Source organism: Streptococcus minor DSM 17118, assembly GCF_000377005.1.
Lineage (GTDB): Bacteria > Bacillota > Bacilli > Lactobacillales > Streptococcaceae > Streptococcus > Streptococcus minor.
Genome location: NZ_AQYB01000033.1, coordinates 716,111 through 734,847, shown reverse-complemented (window position 1 = coordinate 734,847; position 18,737 = coordinate 716,111). Strand labels below are relative to the sequence as shown.

The following is an 18,737-nucleotide window of genomic DNA, read 5'->3' as shown; positions in this document are numbered from 1 at the left end:
GCGGGTATCATACCCGAAATTGGGTGGTACCGCGGATATCATTAGAAATTCGTCCCTGTCTAGCTTGTCTAGGCAGGGATATTTATTTTGATGGAGGAAGAGAGGAGGTGTGTGATGGAAACCTATGCAGCATTTTTAGAGAGAGTGAGCCAGTTTGAACAGGCAGAACTTTCCATACCAGAACAGGAATTCTTGCCGAATCCTTCTATCAAAGCTAAGGTTAAGGCAGACAATACTTTTTCTAACTTTTATGGGGATACGGTTGTCTTTGACTTGGATGATGGCGTAAAGGCTTATTTGGCTGAAGTGGTGGATACTTTATATCGCACCGCCCCAACTTGCTTTGCGGAAAAACTGCCTACCTCTAGTTTTCACATGACGCTACATGATTTATCAAGTGGCAGTCAGTTGCCCCAGCTTCTCGATGAGCTGATTGTGAACCGTAAGCGACTAGAAGAAAAGTTGGTAAAAACTCCTCTGACACCAATGGTTATTCGGATGCGCAGTCATTTTCTCTTCAATATGGTAGATACCAGTTTGGTATTGGGCTTGATACCGGCAAGTAGGGCAGATTATGATAGGCTGATGGAACTGTACACATTAGTAGATGATGTGAAAAAACTGCCTTATCCTTTTACACCTCACATTACCTTGGCCTATTACAATCGAGATGGTTTTTCAGCGGAGCAGGCTAGAGACTTGAAACAGGTAGTTAGAGAGTTGAATCATGCACCTATTGAACTAGAGCTCGATACTCGTCGTCTTTATTACCAAACCTTTAGCAGTATGAAGGATTACCAGTCTATCTTTTCACTCTTGAAAAATGAAGGAGCGTGCCATGAATAATGGGGAAACATGTAACGAGAAAGCCTTGCCGCAAATCGAGACAGAACGCCTAATCTTGCGGCAGCGAACACTTGCTGATGCGGAAGATATATTTGCCTATGCCAAGTTAGCAGAAGTCAGCTATCCAGCAGGTTTTCCGCCTGTTGAGACCTTGGAAGATGAGATAACCTATCTGCGTGATATTTATCCCAAAAATCTAGCTGAGAAGAAGATTCCAGCGGGCTATGGTATAACCCTCAAGGGGCAAGATAAGGTGATTGGCTCCATTGATTTTAACAACCGCCATGCGGATGGTGTGCTGGAGATGGGCTACCTTCTCCATCCAGATTATTGGGGGCAAGGGATTGTGACAGAAGCTGCGCGTGCTCTGATCAACATCGGCTTTGACCTGCTCCAACTCCATAAAATTGAAATCGGCTGCTATGACTACAACAAACAGAGTCGACGTGTGGCAGAGAAACTGGGCTTTACCCTCGAAGCCACTATCCGTGACCGCCAAGATGTTCAAGGCAAACGCTGTGATGATTTACGGTATGGATTGCTGAAGAGTGAGTGGGAGAAAGAAAAGCAATGACCATCCCAATCAAACTTTACGAACCCCTCTACCAGCTCAAACCCATTGCTGAGAATATCTGGATCGTGGATGGCCCTGCTATTGAGATGCCTTTTGGTTTAGCCAAGGTGCCTTTTTCCACTAGAATGACCGTCGTCAGGCTGGCAAATGGCAAACTCTGGTGCCATTCGCCCATTGAGCCAAATCAGGCCTTGTTAGACAGCCTTGACCAGCTGGGAGAGGTGGCCTATCTGATTGGGCCCAATAAGCTTCACTATGCCTATCTTCAAGCATGGAAGGACCTCTATCCGCTGGCTCAAGTCTGGCTGGCTCCAGGAGTTAACCAACGAGCCCGTACCCAGAAAATGCCTTTGCCACAAGGGCAGGAATTGACAGACCAGGCGCCTCCTGATTGGTCAGCGGAATTAGACCAAGATCTCTTCAAGGGGAGCCGCTTTATGCAGGAAGCTGTCTTTTTCCACAAGGCCAGCAAAACCTTGATTTTGACCGATATGATTGAAAATATTGAAACCCATCAGATGAAGCCCCACCAGCGCCTGCTCTACAAGCTAGGCGACAATGCCTATCCCAATGGCAAAACGCCCAGAGATTTGCGCCTGACCTTCTTAGGTCATAAAAGCGAAGCCAAAGCCAGCTTTGAAATCTTGAAAAACTGGAAACCAGAAAAAATTATCCTAGCCCATGGCCAGTGTTTTCTGGAAAATGGACAGGAAGATCTGAACAGAGCCTTTAGGTGGGTGGGGGAGGAGAAATGAGCAAAGTTAGTATTATCAACTCATACAAAATTTGTACTAGTTGAACTGTTCAAAAAAATCGAACAGTTGAATCAAAAATAACTTGAGAGGAAAGAAATGGCGATTGAGGAAATTGTTAAATTATTATCTGCTTTTGGTATTGGAACAATTGTCAGTGCTGCTTTTGTTTTTATGCAGTCAAGCAAGAGAAATCAGTTGGATTATATCACAAAAGAGAGATCAGAGTGGCGGAAGGACGTTAAAAAGATTATTGTTTGTTTGCTGAGTGAAGATAAAGATAAACAAACTTTGGCGATAAATAAATTGAAAACCCAATTAAATCCTTATGGATTTGAACCTAATTTTAAGTTCTCTAGCGAATACTATATGAAAGATGGTCATATATGGGATTTAATATATGATTTTGATTTTACAACTGAAAAGATATTTAAACTTGAGAGATACTTAGAGTTACTTTTAAAATATGACTGGGAAAGAACAAAACAGGAAGTGAGTAATAAAATTCCATCTCTTTTCTATAGTTTTATCCGATTTTTCTCGATAATATTTTTACTAATTACTTTTTTTACAAGTACTTTCAAGAGTGAATCTTTTGCATTTTCTATACTAATATCTTGTGACTGGGCTGCCATTGTTTTTTTATCCCTGCAAGATTTCATTGAAGATACATGGACAATTGAAGCAAATATTAATCTCCCAAAACGTCTATTATGGGCAATAATAGCCTATGCCTTACCACTTCTCTATGTCATAGTAAAGTTGAACTATATTCTTTCAGATAGTTTTCCATGGGATGAACGATTGATTTTTTTAATTATTACAATTCTGGTTCTGAGTGGCCTTTATGCATTAGCAAAACAAAAATATGAGAAAGAATATGTTAGTAAGTTAAAACTTATTGATTTTGAAAATCCAGAAATAATAAAACAAACAAATGAACTATATAACGAGATAAATTATCTACAGAACAAGTTACATCGACTTGATTATGAAATTAATGAAGAAGATTTGAAAAAATTAAATATCAAAAAAGCTAAGCTTACAGAGAAAATAAAAGAAAAAAGGAGAACCTAAAATGAAAGAATTATCACCAAAATACAATCCAGCCGAGGTTGAGGCTGGGCGTTATCAGACTTGGTTGGACCAAGATGTTTTCAAGCCGTCGGGCGATGCAGAGGCTAAACCCTATTCCATCGTGATTCCGCCGCCCAATGTGACAGGGAAATTGCACCTGGGGCATGCCTGGGACACGACGCTTCAGGACATCATTATCCGCCAGAAGCGCATGCAGGGCTTTGACACCCTCTGGCTACCGGGCATGGACCACGCAGGGATTGCCACTCAGGCCAAGGTGGAGGAGCGCTTGCGGGAGCAGGGCGTGACCCGTTATGACCTGGGGCGGGAAAAATTCCTGGAGAAAGTTTGGGAATGGAAAGACGAGTATGCGGCCACCATTCGTGAGCAGTGGGGCAAGCTGGGCTTATCCCTAGACTATCAGCGGGACCGTTTTACACTGGATGAAGGTTTGTCAAAAGCCGTTCGCAAGGTCTTTGTGGAACTCTACAAAAAAGGCTGGATCTACCGCGGTGAATTTATCATCAACTGGGACCCAGCGGCCCGCACAGCCCTTTCTGATATTGAAGTTATCCACAAGGATGTTGAAGGTGCCTTCTACCGCATGACCTATATGCTGGAAGACGGCTCACGTGGTCTTCAAGTTGCGACCACTCGTCCTGAAACCATGTTCGGTGACGTGGCGGTGGCGGTTAACCCAGAAGACCCTCGCTACAAGGACTTGATTGGCAAAAATGTCATCCTGCCCATCGTTAACAAACCCATCCCAATCGTGGCGGATGAGCATGCCGACCCAGAATTTGGTACAGGTGTCGTGAAAATTACTCCTGCCCATGACCCCAACGACTTTAAGGTCGGACAGCGTCACAATTTACCACAAGTCAATGTTATGAACGATGACGGCACTATGAACGAGCTAGCTGGTGAATTTGCCGGGATGGACCGTTTTGAAGCCCGTAAGGCAACTGTTGCCAAATTGGAAGAATTGGGCCAACTAGTTGAAATTGAAAACCGTGTCCACTCTGTAGGGCATTCAGAGCGGACAGGTGTCATGGTTGAACCTCGCTTGTCCACTCAGTGGTTCGTTAAGATGGATGAACTGGCAAAGAATGCTATTGCCAACCAAGCGACAGATGACAAGGTGGAATTCTACCCACCTCGCTTCAATGATACTTTCCTCCAATGGATGGAAAATGTCCACGACTGGGTGATTTCCCGTCAGCTCTGGTGGGGTCACCAAATCCCAGCTTGGTACAATGAAGCAGGGGACATCTACGTCGGCGAAGAAGCGCCAGCAGGCGATGGCTGGGTGCAGGATGAGGATGTTTTAGATACTTGGTTTAGCTCTGCTCTTTGGCCTTTCTCAACCATGGGCTGGCCTGACACAGAAGCAGCAGACTTTAAACGCTACTTCCCAACCTCAACCTTGGTAACTGGCTACGACATCATCTTCTTTTGGGTGTCCCGCATGATTTTCCAATCGCTGGAATTTACAGGTCGCCAGCCATTTAAGAACGTCCTGATGCATGGCTTGATCCGGGCTGAGGATGGTCGTAAGATGTCCAAGTCTCTTGGCAACGGGATTGACCCAATGGATGTCATTGAGAAATATGGTGCAGATGCTCTGCGTTGGTTCTTGTCCAACGGCTCTGCTCCAGGACAGGATGTCCGTTTCTCATATGAAAAGATGGACGCGTCATGGAACTTCATTAACAAAATCTGGAACATTTCCCGCTATATCCTCATGAATAACGAGGGCTTGACGCTGGCCGATGCGACCGCAAATGTAGAGAAAGTAGCTAGCGGTGAAGCTGGTAATGTGACGGATAGCTGGATTCTTCACAATCTCAATGAGACCATCGCCAAAGTGACGGAGAACTTTGACAAGTTTGAGTTCGGTGTGGCGGGTCATATCCTCTACAATTTCATCTGGGATGAGTTTGCGGACTGGTATGTGGAGCTGACCAAGGAGGTGCTGTACAGCGACAATGAGGCTGAGAAAGTCATCACCCGCTCGGTTCTCCTCTATACCCTGGACCAGATTCTCCGCCTTCTTCACCCGATTATGCCATTTGTGACGGAGGAAATCTTCGGTCAAATCTCTGATGGTACCATCGTGACAGCTACTTATCCTGTGGTCAACCCTGCCTTTGAAAATGCGGAAGCCCACAAGGGAGTGGAAAGCCTCAAGGACCTGATCCGTGCGGTGAGAAATGCTAGAAGCGAAGTGAATGTTGCCCCTTCTAAGCCAATTACCATCTTGATTAAGACGGCGGATAGCGAGTTGGAAGCCTTCTTCAAGGGCAATGTCAACTACATCCGACGCTTCACCAATCCTGAAAAATTGGAGATCGCAAGCGATCTGACTGCACCAGAATTGGCCATGTCAGCCGTCATCACAGGTGCTGAAATCTTCCTGCCCCTGGCTGATCTGCTCAATGTCGAGGAAGAACTGGAACGCCTCAACAAAGAACTGGCCAAGTGGCAAAAAGAACTGGACATGGTCGGCAAAAAACTCAGCAACGAACGCTTCGTCGCCAACGCCAAACCAGAAATCGTCCAAAAAGAAAAAGACAAACAAGCCGACTACCAAGCAAAATACGATGCGACAGTAGGACGGATTGAAGAGATGAAGAAGTTGGTGGGGTAATAGTTCAAATTGCATAAATATTTGAATATTGATTGTTAAAGCTGAGAAAAAATAGCAGTTTGTTGACCATTAAAATTTTCAAGTGAACTTCAATTTAGAATAAAAGGAGAAATTATGGGGCTTTTAAAAAAGATTTTAAATAAGAAAATTGTTAATACTAATGGATATACACGCTCAGATACTGGGAAAGCTGTACATTCTTATTTAAGAACACATCCTAAAAATCAAGGTTTGGGGAAAAAGGTGACAAAAAGTATTATCAATGCTTTGAAAAAATAGCCTAATAAATAACGATATTACCCAGTCTAAAAGGCTGGGTTTTGTGGTATAATGGAAATGAGTAGATTCTTTATTATGATAGGGGTTTAGCCATGGCGTTAGTTGATTGGATAGAAAAGAAAGAATTGGATTATTGGGATTTTTCAAAGACCTTTTCAACTGGTATTCATAAAATCAGTGCGTATCCCGCAACTATGGTGCCAGATATGCAAAATGAGTTGATTAGATTGATTAAACTTGAAGATAGCAGCATTGAAAATATTTTGGATCCTTTCCATGGGTCAGGTGTGACACTGGTTGAGGGTGAGAAAAATGGTCTAGAACCAATTGGAATAGATATAAACCCCCTAGCTAATCTTATAACAACTGTAAAATTACAAGGTGTTAATAAAAAATATATAAAATCAGCAAATAAGAGACTTAAAAAGTTAGTGCAAGACAACAATTTTAAGTTTGAAGTTCATTCTTTCAATAATATTGAAAAGTGGTATCGTGAGGATTTTATTCATACTTTTAGTAAAATTAGGGTGGCAATTAAACAAGAAAAATATAAATATATTAGACAATACTATTGGGTTTGTCTAATTAATGTATTAAAAAAATATAGTAATACTAGAAGTTCGACATTCAAATTACATGTTAAAACCCAAGAAGATATTGAATCTATGGTAAATAATATAGAAGAAGATTTTTTCTATAACATAGAAACACATTTTCAGTATTTACCAGAATATTCTAAAGCGAAAAAATTAAATATTGTTATAGGAAAATCTGAAGAAGTTCTTTCAATGTTTGATGAATGTACTGTTGATTTAATTTGTACTTCACCACCATATGGGGATAATTCAACTACTGTCACCTACGGTCAATATTCTATGCTTCCTATTTATTGGATTGATCGAAAAGATTTAGGGAATTTCGATGATAATTTGATAGAGAATTATTCTAGTATTGACACTAATAGTCTTGGTGGCAATTCTAAGAGAAATCGGATAAAAATTGATTCAAAAATTCTTGAAAATTATTTGTCCATGATAAGTACTGATAAGCATAAGAAGGTAAAAAATTTTATTTCAGATTATTTTGAAGTATTAAATGAGTTAGTAAGGATATTAAGAAAAGAAAAGTATCTAGTATTGACTTTAGGGAATCGACGTGTGGATAATCAAGTTGTACCTCTTTCGGCTATCACTGAAGAATATCTAGAGAAAAACGGATTAAAGCTAGAAGCATCATTTACAAGGAATATCCCTCAAAAAAGAATGCCTCGAAAAGTTTCGAGAGTTGACAATAGTTCGGTAGAATCTATGAATATCGAATATATTATGATTTTTAAGAAAGGTTAAGATTAGTTATGAATCCAAAAGTACCAATAACAGTATCAGGTAATATACTTAGTGAGTTATCCGAGAAAATCCCAAATAATATTATTGCTCTAAATGAATTGATAAAAAATTCATATGATGCAAAAGCAACAGAAGTTAAAATTATTTTAGATACTGACAATAGTACCTTAACATTAATTGATGATGGAATAGGGATGGATACTGAAGATATAAAGAAACTATTTCATATTTCTAGTAGCGAGAAAAAGTATGGAATTGATTCTGGGTATGAAGGACGACTTTTACAAGGATCAAAAGGTTTGGGATTTTTATCCGTTTTTAAGTTCGGTAGAAATGTTACATGGAAAACATATAAAAATGGTGGTATAAGTGAATTTTCTGTAGAATTTGATTCTTTAATCCAGGAGTACAATCTGACTGATAAAACTATTGATATCCGTGAGGTTCAAGATGATAATTTTTCTGGTACAACAATAGTTATTCAAATTGATGAATATAATATAGAATCGCTAAAAAATTATTTTAGTGTTGAGATGAATCGGCTTAAAATATTAAACTCTTTTATTAAAGATCGATCAAGAAATGATAGTGTAGATATCACTATAGATAAATCATTTTCTATACAAATAGTTATTGATAATGAGAAATTTGAAACTGATAAGAGCATGGATTTAGCGACTCAGAATTCATCACAACAATTATTTCGTATTAAATATAATTCAGATAAAGAAGATTTAGACTTTTATAAAGAAGATAAATTGTTATTTACAGAAAAAATTCCTTTTTCATCAGAAAGATATACTCTTTCTATTGATTTGATGTCATATAGTCTAAAATCGAGAGGGAAAGAGAAGATAAATTCTTTATTTTATAATATAAATACTAATGAATTGACACCGTTATTATTTGTTAATCAAAATATTTTTAATAACTATACAATATTTAATACTGAAATAATGACGGTAAAGAAATATTCAGATGTTTTTAAACAATTAATAGGCTTTATTTCTATAAAATCTGATGATAGCGAATTAGAGTTTAATTCAGACCGTACTCAATTTTCACAAAATATCTTAACTGATGAAATTCTACAGTTTATCGAAAACATAAATTTGAAGATCCAATCTATAGGAAGTTCTTTAAAAAAAGAACTGAGAGATATTGATGCATTTAATACTAGAAGCATTGATGAAGAAATGTTAGACGAGTTTTTAAGGGATAATAATTTTTTAGAGTATGTAAAGCCTGATTTTAAATTAAAACAATTTTTAACACCTAGATTAAACAGTGATAAAAAAATAGTAGAAATGTGGTTGTTTGATGACTATATTTCATTAGAGATATTGCCAAAAGAAAAAGAAGTGAAGTTAATGGATTCCATAGAAGCGTGGTTAGACTTTGGAACATTAGATGAGCAAATAGAAGGTTTTAGTGAATTAATTCATTCTGCAACTCAATTTAAAGTTGATGGAACTACAGTTGAAGAGTTTTATCAACAAGAAGGAAACTGGGAAATTATAAAAGATAGCCCAAATTCTGTGGAGAAGACTATTTTGAATTTAAAAACTGTGCAACCACCAAAGATACAGTGTGTCCAAAATACTGTTGAAATGGGGTGTGATTATAGTTTAGATGAATTATTTAAAGTTTGGAATAGTTTTAATGAGGAAGATAAGGGTATAAAATTTGAACTAGATACTGAGGGAAATAATACAATCCACTTCAATAGTAGTGAAGGTAAGGTCAACTTTGGTCGTTCAGGGGAACAAAAAATTATTATTAAGATTACTGATAAGAAAACAAATCTAGTACATCAGTCAGATTTTATATTTAGAGTAATACAGAAGGCTTATGAGATTCCAAGTGCTTCTAAAGAAAATGATAAATTTATAAAATCACCAATAAATGTCAAACCTAATTATAATCCAGATATAATTCATTTTATAGATGAGCTTAACAGTGTCTTTCAGGATGAAAACTATAATACCATACCAGTCGTATCTTATAGGGCTCTTGTAGAAATTGTTGTAAGGGATATTTTATCTAACTTAGGTATTGCAAAAGATGAGAGCCTTTTGAAAAATTATTCCAAGGTTATTGAGAAAAGCGAGTCTATTATTGACAGTAGTTCATTAGATGCTGATGATAAAAGAACCCTTGGTACTTTATTAACTTCCTTGCAATCTCAGGTTGAAAAAGAAGCATTTTTGGCTTTTCTAAATTTATCGACTCATGGTGGACCCAGAATTATTACTAAAACAGAAGCATTGGCAAAGGCAAAGGAAATTAAATTCTTAATTGGTATCTTGTATATAACACATTGTAAATAATATTCATCCAGATCAGATGAATAGAAGCATTAGTATTTTTCTAGAAAGCAGGTGCTTACATGACAAATTCTGTAAGTTCGCGCCAGCAGGGGAAGTTTGCCATTGCAGCATTCTTTTCAGGTGTTGGTGGAATTGAGTTGGGCTTTGAGCAGACCAACGAGTTCAGAGTGGTGTATGCCAACGAATTTGATAAGTATGCCAGACAGACTTATCAGTTGAATTACCCAGATACCTATCTGGACGGGCGTGATATTCACGCCGTATTGCCAGAGGAAATTCCTTCGGAAACAGTCGATGTGATTGTCGGAGGCTTTCCTTGTCAGGCCTTTAGTATCGCAGGCTACCGCAAGGGCTTTGAAGATGACCGTGGCGACCTTTTCTTTGAGTTGCTTCGCATGATTGAAGCCAAGAAACCCAAGGCCATTTTTGTAGAAAACGTGAAGAACATGGTTTCTCACGACCATGGAAATACTTTCAAAGTTATCCGTGAAGCATTGACCGAGAACAACTACTTTATTAAGTGGAAGGTTCTGAACGGTAAGGATTACGGAAATATCCCGCAAAACCGTGAGCGGATTTATATCGTCGGCTTCGATAACAAGGAAGCCTATGACAACTTTGAGTTTCCAGAGGAAGTCAAACTCACGATGGGTCTCCAAGATGTCATTGATTTTGGGGCAAAACCTGAGGAGAACTACTATTACCGTGCAGGAAAACAGCCTTTCTTCGATGAGTTAAAACACGCTGTAACCAGTCAAGATACGGTTTACCAGTGGCGTCGTCAGTATGTCAGGGAAAATAAAAACGGTGTTGTTCCAACCTTGACGGCTAATATGGGAACAGGTGGGCATAACGTCCCTCTTATCTTGACAGATACTGGAGAAATTCGTAAATTGACGCCTAAAGAAACCTTTAATGTTCAGGGCTATCCAAAGAGTTTTAAAATTCCTGATGGAGTGTCCAATGGACAACTGTATAAACAGGCTGGAAATAGTGTTGTTGTGCCAGTTATCAATCGTATTGCTAATAAGATTGCCGAGGCCTTGAAAACCTCATCTGGAAAGTCACAGTTAGAACGAACTGGAGACGTCGCAATTATCTATACAAAGATGAATGGACAGTTTGAAGGTCAATCCTATGTAAAGGATTTTGTATCAACTTATGAAGAAGCGATTGACAAGATAGACAGCTACAATGATGGTTTAGGTATCTTATCAGACTATGAGTATTTACGCCTGGTCAAAAAAGGTGGAAATTTAGAATTTTACAGTATTGCTGTTACGAATAATTAAATTGAGGGCTAGTGAAAAACTAGTCTTCTTTTGTTATACTATATATTAAGGAAATGAGGTGCAAAGTATGTGGGAAAAGTTAAAATCTGAACAAAAAGAAAAATATAAGGCCCTTATCACTAATTTTGCCAGTCTTAGTGAAGCATTTTCGCAAAAATCAGAAGCTGGAGAAGCAGAAGAAGTACAAAACTATGTTGCACCAATTGTCAACTCAAAATTTCAAGAAACAGTCTTTCAGAGAGCTTTCGGTGCAGTAGCAGAAGATATTGCCAATACTTCATATGATGCTTCATTGAGAGTTGATGAAAATCATAAGTATCTGATTGGTCTGAAATCTTTTGGTTTTAATTCAGGAGATCAAAAAGTTGCACAATTTAAGAAGAACTCACAAGAGTGGAATGAGATTTTATCTGAAATTCAATTTTATGATTCAATTGGAGAGGATAATCGAGAACGCTACGAATTTTTAGCACGTGAAATTTCAATGTTAAGAAACCAACGGATAGAGTCCTCAAAAGCTCAAATTAAAGGATTTAATTCGGATGCGCTATCTGTTGAATCGGTATATCATGTGCTTATGCCAACATCAAAAGGTCAGAAACCTCAAATATTTGTTGGGGAGATAAGTTATTTACCCATTGATTTGGATAAATTGGAGATACTAGGTCCGACTGGGAAAAATAATCCAACAAATTTCCGATTTACAGATGGTCAGCACACCTATAAATATACTGCCGCAGATAGCCAACTGCACATGACCTTTCACAACAAGGAAATCGTGGTTGATACATGGGATGTTGATTATGTTGAGGATCCTTTCTATATTTTTGAAAATTTGCATACCTTAAAGAGTGAGGAAATTGAAGATCAAATTATTGATACAGTTTCTTGGGTTATGACAGATAGGAATGGTCAAGTTGAAGAAAATTCAGGATTCAACGCCTTCAATGGTGGTGCCAAATTAGCTAAAAAAGATAGATTATCTCGTATTCAGAAAATTCAAGAGGAGTTTGCTGATCAGCTATCCTCCGAAGAACTGGCATTTGTGACGTATTCTTTGGAAGAAGTTTTGTTGAAAAAGTGGTCAAGCAAAGAAGAGAAGGCTGAAATGAAGACAATTAGGACAGCCTTGATGGACTTTGCTCGTCAATCAGGAATTGATAAATTCTCTGACAAGATTGAAAAGTTGGTCTATCGTCCAGTTAGCGAGGTATATATTCCTTTGCCTGATTCTAAAAAGTTTCATAAAGACAGACCAGACTTTTTTGGCAAAAATATCGGAACTTTCGATGAATCAGGTAAGAAACTTGCTTTGCCCAAAGAAGAGCGAACCTTTACACTTCGCTTTCTCTCATCGGGAGATGCAATAGAAGCCTACATTAACCAAGAAGCTGGCAAAGCGATTCAGTCTGTTGATAAGCAAGATATTCTTGGAGAATGGCTGCTGAGGGGCGTTTTCCAGTTAGCTGAACGGGAAGTCTTAACAGGTAAAAAACTGGAATCCTTGGGAATAAATGGTATTCGATTGACAAAATTTAAAAACGGAGAAATCGGTATAGAGTTTATTTGGATTGATATTGACAATCCCCCTGCAGATGCGATTGGTTGGGTAGTAAGACAAAGGGATGGCTCAAATAAATAACGTACAATTTTTTTCAAATTCTATCAGTACCTTATATGGGATCAAATATCCCTAAGAGAGCCTGTATGCAACCAAAACACAATATCTACTCTCTAAATCTCTCCTCCGAAGTCAAGCAAGAGCTTTGGGAGACGAGGTTTTGGTTTCCAAAAAATAGTTGGGTTGAATACATATGTTTATATAGAATAGTTGGCTGATAAGCAGGTAAGTGGTGAATATACTTATGAGCAGATACATGAAAAAGTAACTAAACACCAGTAAGCAAGAGGTGATATTGTTTCCTTTCGTATTGTGTAAATCACAATATTCCTATGAACACAATTAGCCGAAGCAGTTGACTTCAAATTTCAACTCGAAACTGCTCCATTCTCGAATAAGATAAGTAGAAGAGTATGGTTAGCAAGTTCTACCCATTCTCCCAAGTTTGATTTTTCGCGGTAAATAGTTCTACCCCACCTCAAACAATGTCATGGATCTGAGGAGTTCGTTTTTGAACTTCTCTTTTTTGTGGACTTGGTAGAGGGGATTGTTTTTGATTAGGTTGTAGCGCTTCGAGAGGTTCCAGGTCTGGCTGGGGTTGAGGTGGGGATGCTGATTGACAAAGTCGATGGTCAGATTCCATTCACGCGTGTAGCCAAGGGGTCTAGAGTGGTAGCGGACTCCATCAATCTCCACTGTGCCATAGGAGCGATGAGCGTGACCAAAGACCACATCAGGCACTTGATAGCGTACAAAGAGCTCATGAAAGGCCTGACTGCCCAGAAAGGCGTTGAAAGGGGCAAACTTCTCATGCCACATGGTAAAGCGGCGGTGGGGGACAAAGTGCATGGCCAGGATCAGCCGGTCCCTGTCCAAGGTCTGCAGCTGGCTTTCCAGGACTTCCAGTTCTCTCTCCACGATTTCTTGGTCGCTTTTTCTTCGGTTCAAACGGCGGTCAAACCAGAGGTTTTTTCGCCTTAGAATCCGATCATATGCTTCGTTCGAAAAAGAATAATCATACCAGCCATGAAAGGCTAGGAGCTGGCGCTGTCCAATATTTAGGAGTTGAAAATTCTCCGCTTGAATAGCTGCTTCATCCATTCCCAGCATATCATGGTTGCCCAAATTGTAGCTGACATCCAAGTGTTGTCGGAGTTGATCCAAAAAGGGCAGAGTCTCTTTCACATGGTGGTTGGAAATGTCACCAGCAAGATGCAGGTGAACGACATCTTGCTCCTTTAGAGTGTGGATAAGTGTCTCGATTTCATCCTGCCCAAATTGATTGCTGTCGATATGCAGGTCACTCATGATAGCCAATTTTTTCATGACCCTATTATACCGAATTGACCACAAAAAAACAGTCTAAAAGACTGTTTTTCACGGATTGGAGCATGACAAAGCGGGTCAAGTTCAAGGGCTATTCTTATGGGCGGTTGATTTTACTGAGTGTGAATTGTTGCATGAAAAGTGCTGAGATAAAAAGGCCAGAGGCAGCAAACGATAGGATGATGGAAGCCATATTTGAGCTATAACGCAAGAACATACTGATAATCAATAGGGCCATGGCGATAGAAAGGCAGACCATGTAGGCTGGATTGGTCTCAATCAGTACTTGGTCCCCCTCTTGAATCTGGATATTGCTAGAACGGATTGACTTTACGGTCAGAATGGCTGTATCGCCTTCTTGAAGTGGGATATCCAAGAATTGGGTTGCAGAATTGGCCATTCTTACCATTTCAACTCCATTGATAAAGACTTTTAAACGGACTGCAAAACCAATCCAACCTGTATTTCGAGTGATGCTAATTTTCATAAAATACTCCTTAAATATTTTTAGATTACTATTATAGCAAGCACTTTCCTACCTGTCAAAATAGAAGAGAGATTATGGTACAATAAGAACAAGAGTCTGAGAAAGGAGAGGCTATGTCGCTAGACCAAGCTATATTTCAGAAAAAAGTAGTTCAGTTTGATAAGCTGGAGGCTGCTGGTTTTGTTTTTTCAGGTGAGAGTTATTTCTACAAAGAAGGGATTTTGGATGGGGATTTTGAGGTGCATGTCCAGATTGATGAGGCTGGTCGGTTGACTTCCCTGGTATTTGATAAAGATTTGGAAGAGGAGTACACAGCTGTTCAGGTTCCTTCTGCGATTGGACCTTTTGTAGGGCAGGTCAGAGAGGCTTATCTTGCTGTTCTTAATCGTCTGGCTGTGACCTGCTTTGAGGCTCTGCCTTTTGCCAAAGAACAGACCAACCGTCTAGCAAGGCGAATCCATAATGAGTGGGGTGACCCTATGGACCATCCCTTTGAAAAGCATCCAGACTATGCGTCCTATCGTATCGGAGGTAAGTGGTATGCCTTGATTTTTCCGCTGAAGCTGGGAAAGTTGGGAGTCATAGGAGATAGGGCAGAGGAGCAAGTGGAAGTGGTCAATCTCAAGGTTCGGCCAGGAGATATGCAGGATTTACTCAGTCTGCCGAGCATCTATCCAAGCTACCACATGTCCAAGAAAAGCTGGATTTCTCTGGTGTTGGATGAGCGCCTGACTGATGAGGAAGTCTGGGAATTGATAACAAAGAGCCGTCAACTAGCCAATCCCAATCCGCTGGCTAATGGAGAGGGACCAGATTTCTGGGTCATCCCTGCCAATCCCAAGGTCTATGATATTGACAGCGAGTTTGCGCAGACCAAGATAGTTTACTGGACACAAAAGGGTAAAATCCAAAAAGGAGACTTAGTAGCCATGTATATAACGGCACCTGTACAAGCCATTCGCTATGTCTGTCGTTGCTTAGAATCGGAGATTGAGAACACCATCTATCCAAACGAATCTCCTGTCAAAAAACTGATGAAAGTAGAGTTGATCGCCCAGTTTTCTGATGATATCTTGTCTAGGGAGAAAATGAAAGAATTGGGGGTCCGTGCTGTTCGTGGACCAAGGCGGATGACCAAGGAGCTGATAGCTGTGGTTAAGGAGGCAATGTTGGGATGATAAGTCCAAAAGAACCTTCTGATGCTTTCAGAAGGTTTGTTTTTTATTTTGACAATGCAAAACCAAAGTCATGATAATTTTGGTAATCGATCTCCTCAACAGTTGGACCGATGACTGCGATTGGTCTATATTGACCATTTTCAATTTTGAAGCCTGCCAGCATAACAAAAGTCCCTCCAATATTGGTGATACCTGGCAGGAGCGCATGAACTTGTCCTGTGTGATTCATGATGATATACGTATTTGGGGCAATATTTTTGAGTTCCGTAATGGTTGCAGTATATTCTTGTACGTCATCGATGCCACCTTCGCCTCCATAGACGAAGTGACTATAGGTGTTTATTTGACCATCTGCTGAAATGGTCACCCTCACTTCGGGGGCTAACTGACTCGCTCCTTCCCAAGTGCCGATTGCTTCAGCAGGGATAATAGAGGCTGGAGTAGGTTGACTTGTGCTTGGGATAGTAGGCATTTCAGTGGTAGGAGTAGTGCTTGTCGTCACCTCAGTAGTAGCAGATTGTTTCTGGTGTATGTGACTCGTTGAAGTCGAGGGTTTTGTCTTTTTTTGGCTACAAGAAGCGAGCAACACAAGAGAAAGGACAAGGCATAAAGCAGTCAAACTTTTTTTAAAAATTATTGATCTCATACCATTACTCCTTCTGAAATGAATGGTTATTTTTCAACTATATTATATCTACTTTTATGACAAAAAACAAGGAATAACGTAATATTTGTAATATTTTTGTAATATTTAAGAGTTTCTTGAATAGACATTTTCTTTCCTTCTTTAAAACGGTGTCAGGCTTATTTAGTCTTTTTACTTTTCTCAAAAATTTGCTATAATAACAGCTATGAGAGTTGTTTCTGGAAATTATGGTGGTCGCCCCCTCAAAACATTGGATGGTCAGACGACGAGGCCAACCTCGGACAAGGTTCGTGGAGCTATCTTTAATATGATTGGTCCCTATTTTGAAGGGGGGCGAGTTTTAGATTTGTTTGCTGGTAGTGGTGGTCTGGCTATCGAGGCGGTTTCCCGTGGTTTGTCATCGGCTATTCTGGTTGAGCGGGATCGTAGGGCTCAGGCAATTATTCGAGAAAATATAGCCATGACCAAGGAAGAAAAAAAGTTTCAGCTCCTGACCATGGAAGCAAATCAGGCCTTGGTCCAACTGACAGGAACTTTCGATTTGGTTTTTCTAGATCCTCCCTATGCCAAGGAAGCCATTATTGAAACAATTCAGCAGCTCTGTCAGAGAGACCTCTTGGCGGAGGATGTCATGGTGGTCTGCGAAACAGATAAAGCGGTACATTTGCCCGAAGAAATTGCAGATTTGGGTATCTGGAAGCAAAAAGTATATGGAATCAGCAAGGTGACGGTGTATGTCAGATAGAATCGGATTATTTACAGGGTCTTTTGACCCCATTACTTTGGGGCATTTAGACCTGATTGAGCGGGCTAGTGGCCTTTTTGATCATCTTTACGTGGGACTTTTTTACAATCCTCATAAGGTTGGTCTTCTGGATGTACCAACTCGCCATCGGATTTTGGAGGAGTTGTTTGCGGATCATGATAGAGTTTCAGTCTTGGTGTCAACTGATGAGTTAGTCGTAGATGTAGCAAGGTCAGTGGGGGTGACCCATCTGGTGCGTGGTTTGCGCAATGGTCAGGATTTGGAGTATGAAGCCAGCTTAGATTTTTACAATCGAGCATTAGCCCCAGAACTGGAAACTCTCTATCTTTTGGCTAAACCAGAGCTCAAGTTTGTCTCTTCGAGTCGGATGCGTGAATTGCTTCATTTCCGACAATCTATCGAACAATATGTTCCCCAAGTCGTTTTAAAGGAGTTAGCAAGTCGTGAAAACACATAAAAAAATTATTCTTATTCTTTCCATCATTTTGGCGACGGTAGCTGTCTGGGCAGCGGTTTTGGTACCACTGCCTTACTATATCGAGAGTCCAGGTGGTGCTACAGATATCCGTCAAGTTTTGATGGTCAATGGCCAGGAAGATCAGGAACCCGGTTCTTATAACTTTGTCTATGTTCAGGTTCGTCAAGCAACTGCTCTCCAACTCTTGGCTGCCAATTTTGATAAGCATTCGGACATCTATACCGATGAGGAGATGACTGGTGGTTCTTCCAGCGAGGACTATTTCCGTATCAGCCAGTTTTACATGGAAACTTCTCAAAATTTGGCTAAGTATCAAGGGTTGAGTCTAGCTGGTAAGCAGGTTAGTATGGACTTTTTTGGTGTTTATGTGTTGAGCCTGGCCAAAGATTCGACCTTTAAGGGCATTCTCAATGTGGCAGATACGGTGACCAGTATCAATGGCAAAACATTCCAAAGTTCGGCAGAATTGATTGACTACGTTAGCAGTCTCAAGCTAGGGAGTGATGTGACTGTGGGCTATGAAAGCCTAGGTGAGAAACGAACAGCAGATGGTCAGATTATTAAATTGGACAATGGGAAAAACGGGATTGGGATTGGCTTGGTGGACCATACGGAAGTCAAGGCAGATGTACCTATCGAGTTTCAAACAGCAGGAATCGGTGGACCAAGCGCGGGGCTGATGTTTACGCTGTCCATCTATACCCAACTAGCAGATCCTACTTTACGAGATGGTCGTGATATCGCAGGGACTGGTACAATAGAGCAAGATGGCTCAGTTGGTGACATCGGTGGTGTAGACAAGAAGGTCATCTCAGCAGCGAAAGCTGGCGCAACCGTCTTTTTTGCTCCGAATAACCCTGTTGATAAAGAAGTCTTAAAGGAGAATCCTGAGGCCCTCAGTAACTATGATGAGGCGGTCAAGACAGTGAAGGAAGAAGGTTTAGACATCGAAGTCGTTCCTGTGACCACTGTTCAGGAAGCTATTGCTTATTTAGAGAAGACGAAGGACAAATAGTCCTTCGTTTTTAGCTTGAAATTGTCTGAAATTTATTAGATTGGGTTCTGGCATGGTAAAAAGACTTGAAATAG

The 18,737-nt window shown here is 40.0% G+C and carries 17 protein-coding genes; 14 read left to right on the top strand and 3 right to left on the bottom strand.

Annotated elements, in window-relative coordinates; translation table 11 throughout:
- The first annotated feature begins 114 nt into the window (after window positions 1–114).
- The 10 genes from F602_RS11130 (at window position 115) to F602_RS0109900 (ending at window position 12,788) form a co-directional block, all read left to right on the top strand.
- Entirely contained in the window at window positions 115–846 is a 732-nt protein-coding gene (locus tag F602_RS11130; RefSeq protein WP_018167835.1) for a hypothetical protein, read from the top strand.
- Window positions 839–1,420 carry a GNAT family N-acetyltransferase gene (locus F602_RS0109940; RefSeq protein ID WP_018167834.1) on the top strand — a complete coding sequence of 194 codons (582 nt, stop codon included), beginning with the start codon at window positions 839–841 and terminating at the stop codon, window positions 1,418–1,420. Before F602_RS11130 ends, F602_RS0109940 begins: the two co-directional genes overlap by 8 nt.
- Window positions 1,417–2,175 (top strand): DUF4336 domain-containing protein, encoded by a 759-nt coding sequence (locus F602_RS0109935; RefSeq protein WP_018167833.1) that lies wholly within the window; start codon window positions 1,417–1,419, stop codon window positions 2,173–2,175. The genes F602_RS0109940 and F602_RS0109935 overlap by 4 nt, the downstream gene beginning before the upstream one ends.
- A gap of 96 nt (window positions 2,176–2,271) precedes the next feature.
- Window positions 2,272–3,249 carry a hypothetical protein gene (locus F602_RS10510; RefSeq protein ID WP_018167832.1) on the top strand — a complete coding sequence of 326 codons (978 nt, stop codon included), beginning with the start codon at window positions 2,272–2,274 and terminating at the stop codon, window positions 3,247–3,249.
- A gap of 1 nt (window position 3,250) precedes the next feature.
- Window positions 3,251–5,899 (top strand): valine--tRNA ligase, encoded by a 2,649-nt coding sequence (locus F602_RS0109925; protein WP_018167831.1) that lies wholly within the window; start codon window positions 3,251–3,253, stop codon window positions 5,897–5,899.
- 114 nt (window positions 5,900–6,013) lie between these two features.
- Complete coding sequence (locus F602_RS11010) at window positions 6,014–6,178, top strand: hypothetical protein (RefSeq protein WP_018167830.1); 165 nt, start codon at window positions 6,014–6,016, stop codon at window positions 6,176–6,178.
- 92 nt (window positions 6,179–6,270) lie between these two features.
- Window positions 6,271–7,524 (top strand): DNA methyltransferase, encoded by a 1,254-nt coding sequence (locus F602_RS0109915; protein ID WP_018167829.1) that lies wholly within the window; start codon window positions 6,271–6,273, stop codon window positions 7,522–7,524.
- An 8-nt stretch (window positions 7,525–7,532) separates the two neighbouring features.
- A complete protein-coding gene (locus F602_RS0109910) occupies window positions 7,533–9,854 on the top strand; it encodes an ATP-binding protein (protein WP_018167828.1) in 2,322 nt (773 codons plus the stop codon).
- A gap of 59 nt (window positions 9,855–9,913) precedes the next feature.
- Window positions 9,914–11,146 carry a DNA cytosine methyltransferase gene (locus tag F602_RS0109905; protein ID WP_018167827.1) on the top strand — a complete coding sequence of 411 codons (1,233 nt, stop codon included), beginning with the start codon at window positions 9,914–9,916 and terminating at the stop codon, window positions 11,144–11,146.
- Window positions 11,147–11,213: 67 nt separating this feature from the next.
- The gene (locus F602_RS0109900) at window positions 11,214–12,788 is read left to right on the top strand and encodes a hypothetical protein (RefSeq protein ID WP_018167826.1); all 1,575 of its coding nucleotides are present in this window, start codon (window positions 11,214–11,216) and stop codon (window positions 12,786–12,788) included.
- Between the two features lie 447 nt (window positions 12,789–13,235).
- On the opposite strand, the gene F602_RS0109895 is transcribed toward F602_RS0109900, so the two are convergent.
- Together F602_RS0109895 and F602_RS0109890 are read right to left on the bottom strand one after the other, a co-directional pair.
- The gene (locus F602_RS0109895; RefSeq protein WP_018167825.1) at window positions 13,236–14,093 is read right to left on the bottom strand and encodes a metallophosphoesterase; all 858 of its coding nucleotides are present in this window, start codon (window positions 14,091–14,093) and stop codon (window positions 13,236–13,238) included.
- 97 nt (window positions 14,094–14,190) lie between these two features.
- Window positions 14,191–14,580, bottom strand: coding sequence for a hypothetical protein (locus tag F602_RS0109890; protein WP_018167824.1), 390 nt, complete (start codon window positions 14,578–14,580; stop codon window positions 14,191–14,193).
- Window positions 14,581–14,693: 113 nt separating this feature from the next.
- Between F602_RS0109890 and F602_RS0109885 the strand changes: the two genes are divergently transcribed.
- Window positions 14,694–15,758 (top strand): MmcQ/YjbR family DNA-binding protein, encoded by a 1,065-nt coding sequence (locus F602_RS0109885; protein WP_018167823.1) that lies wholly within the window; start codon window positions 14,694–14,696, stop codon window positions 15,756–15,758.
- A 43-nt stretch (window positions 15,759–15,801) separates the two neighbouring features.
- Here the strand turns inward: F602_RS0109885 and F602_RS0109880 are convergent, their stop codons facing one another.
- Window positions 15,802–16,404 (bottom strand): hypothetical protein, encoded by a 603-nt coding sequence (locus tag F602_RS0109880; RefSeq protein WP_026183409.1) that lies wholly within the window; start codon window positions 16,402–16,404, stop codon window positions 15,802–15,804.
- A 205-nt stretch (window positions 16,405–16,609) separates the two neighbouring features.
- On the opposite strand from F602_RS0109880, the gene rsmD reads away from it, so the two are divergent.
- The 3 genes from rsmD to F602_RS0109865 are packed head-to-tail and all read left to right on the top strand — an operon-like array spanning window position 16,610 to window position 18,663.
- The gene (rsmD, locus tag F602_RS0109875; protein ID WP_018167821.1) at window positions 16,610–17,149 is read left to right on the top strand and encodes a 16S rRNA (guanine(966)-N(2))-methyltransferase RsmD; all 540 of its coding nucleotides are present in this window, start codon (window positions 16,610–16,612) and stop codon (window positions 17,147–17,149) included.
- Window positions 17,139–17,627 carry a pantetheine-phosphate adenylyltransferase gene (gene coaD, locus F602_RS0109870; RefSeq protein ID WP_018167820.1) on the top strand — a complete coding sequence of 163 codons (489 nt, stop codon included), beginning with the start codon at window positions 17,139–17,141 and terminating at the stop codon, window positions 17,625–17,627. The genes rsmD and coaD overlap by 11 nt, the downstream gene beginning before the upstream one ends.
- The gene (locus F602_RS0109865) at window positions 17,614–18,663 is read left to right on the top strand and encodes a SepM family pheromone-processing serine protease (protein WP_018167819.1); all 1,050 of its coding nucleotides are present in this window, start codon (window positions 17,614–17,616) and stop codon (window positions 18,661–18,663) included. The genes coaD and F602_RS0109865 overlap by 14 nt, the downstream gene beginning before the upstream one ends.
- Window positions 18,664–18,737 lie beyond the last annotated feature (74 nt).

Coding starts and splice junctions, on each gene's coding strand:
- F602_RS10510 (WP_018167832.1), top strand. CDS start 2,272: ATGGCGATTGAGGAAATTGTTAAATTATTATCTGCTTTTGGTATTGGA.
- F602_RS11130 (WP_018167835.1), top strand. CDS start 115: ATGGAAACCTATGCAGCATTTTTAGAGAGAGTGAGCCAGTTTGAACAG.
- F602_RS0109880 (WP_026183409.1), bottom strand. CDS start 16,404: ATGAGATCAATAATTTTTAAAAAAAGTTTGACTGCTTTATGCCTTGTC.
- F602_RS0109915 (WP_018167829.1), top strand. CDS start 6,271: ATGGCGTTAGTTGATTGGATAGAAAAGAAAGAATTGGATTATTGGGAT.
- F602_RS0109925 (WP_018167831.1), top strand. CDS start 3,251: ATGAAAGAATTATCACCAAAATACAATCCAGCCGAGGTTGAGGCTGGG.
- F602_RS0109890 (WP_018167824.1), bottom strand. CDS start 14,580: ATGAAAATTAGCATCACTCGAAATACAGGTTGGATTGGTTTTGCAGTC.
- F602_RS0109900 (WP_018167826.1), top strand. CDS start 11,214: ATGTGGGAAAAGTTAAAATCTGAACAAAAAGAAAAATATAAGGCCCTT.
- F602_RS0109895 (WP_018167825.1), bottom strand. CDS start 14,093: ATGAAAAAATTGGCTATCATGAGTGACCTGCATATCGACAGCAATCAA.
- F602_RS0109905 (WP_018167827.1), top strand. CDS start 9,914: ATGACAAATTCTGTAAGTTCGCGCCAGCAGGGGAAGTTTGCCATTGCA.
- F602_RS0109940 (WP_018167834.1), top strand. CDS start 839: ATGAATAATGGGGAAACATGTAACGAGAAAGCCTTGCCGCAAATCGAG.
- F602_RS0109910 (WP_018167828.1), top strand. CDS start 7,533: ATGAATCCAAAAGTACCAATAACAGTATCAGGTAATATACTTAGTGAG.
- rsmD (WP_018167821.1), top strand. CDS start 16,610: ATGAGAGTTGTTTCTGGAAATTATGGTGGTCGCCCCCTCAAAACATTG.
- F602_RS0109935 (WP_018167833.1), top strand. CDS start 1,417: ATGACCATCCCAATCAAACTTTACGAACCCCTCTACCAGCTCAAACCC.
- coaD (WP_018167820.1), top strand. CDS start 17,139: ATGTCAGATAGAATCGGATTATTTACAGGGTCTTTTGACCCCATTACT.
- F602_RS0109885 (WP_018167823.1), top strand. CDS start 14,694: ATGTCGCTAGACCAAGCTATATTTCAGAAAAAAGTAGTTCAGTTTGAT.
- F602_RS11010 (WP_018167830.1), top strand. CDS start 6,014: ATGGGGCTTTTAAAAAAGATTTTAAATAAGAAAATTGTTAATACTAAT.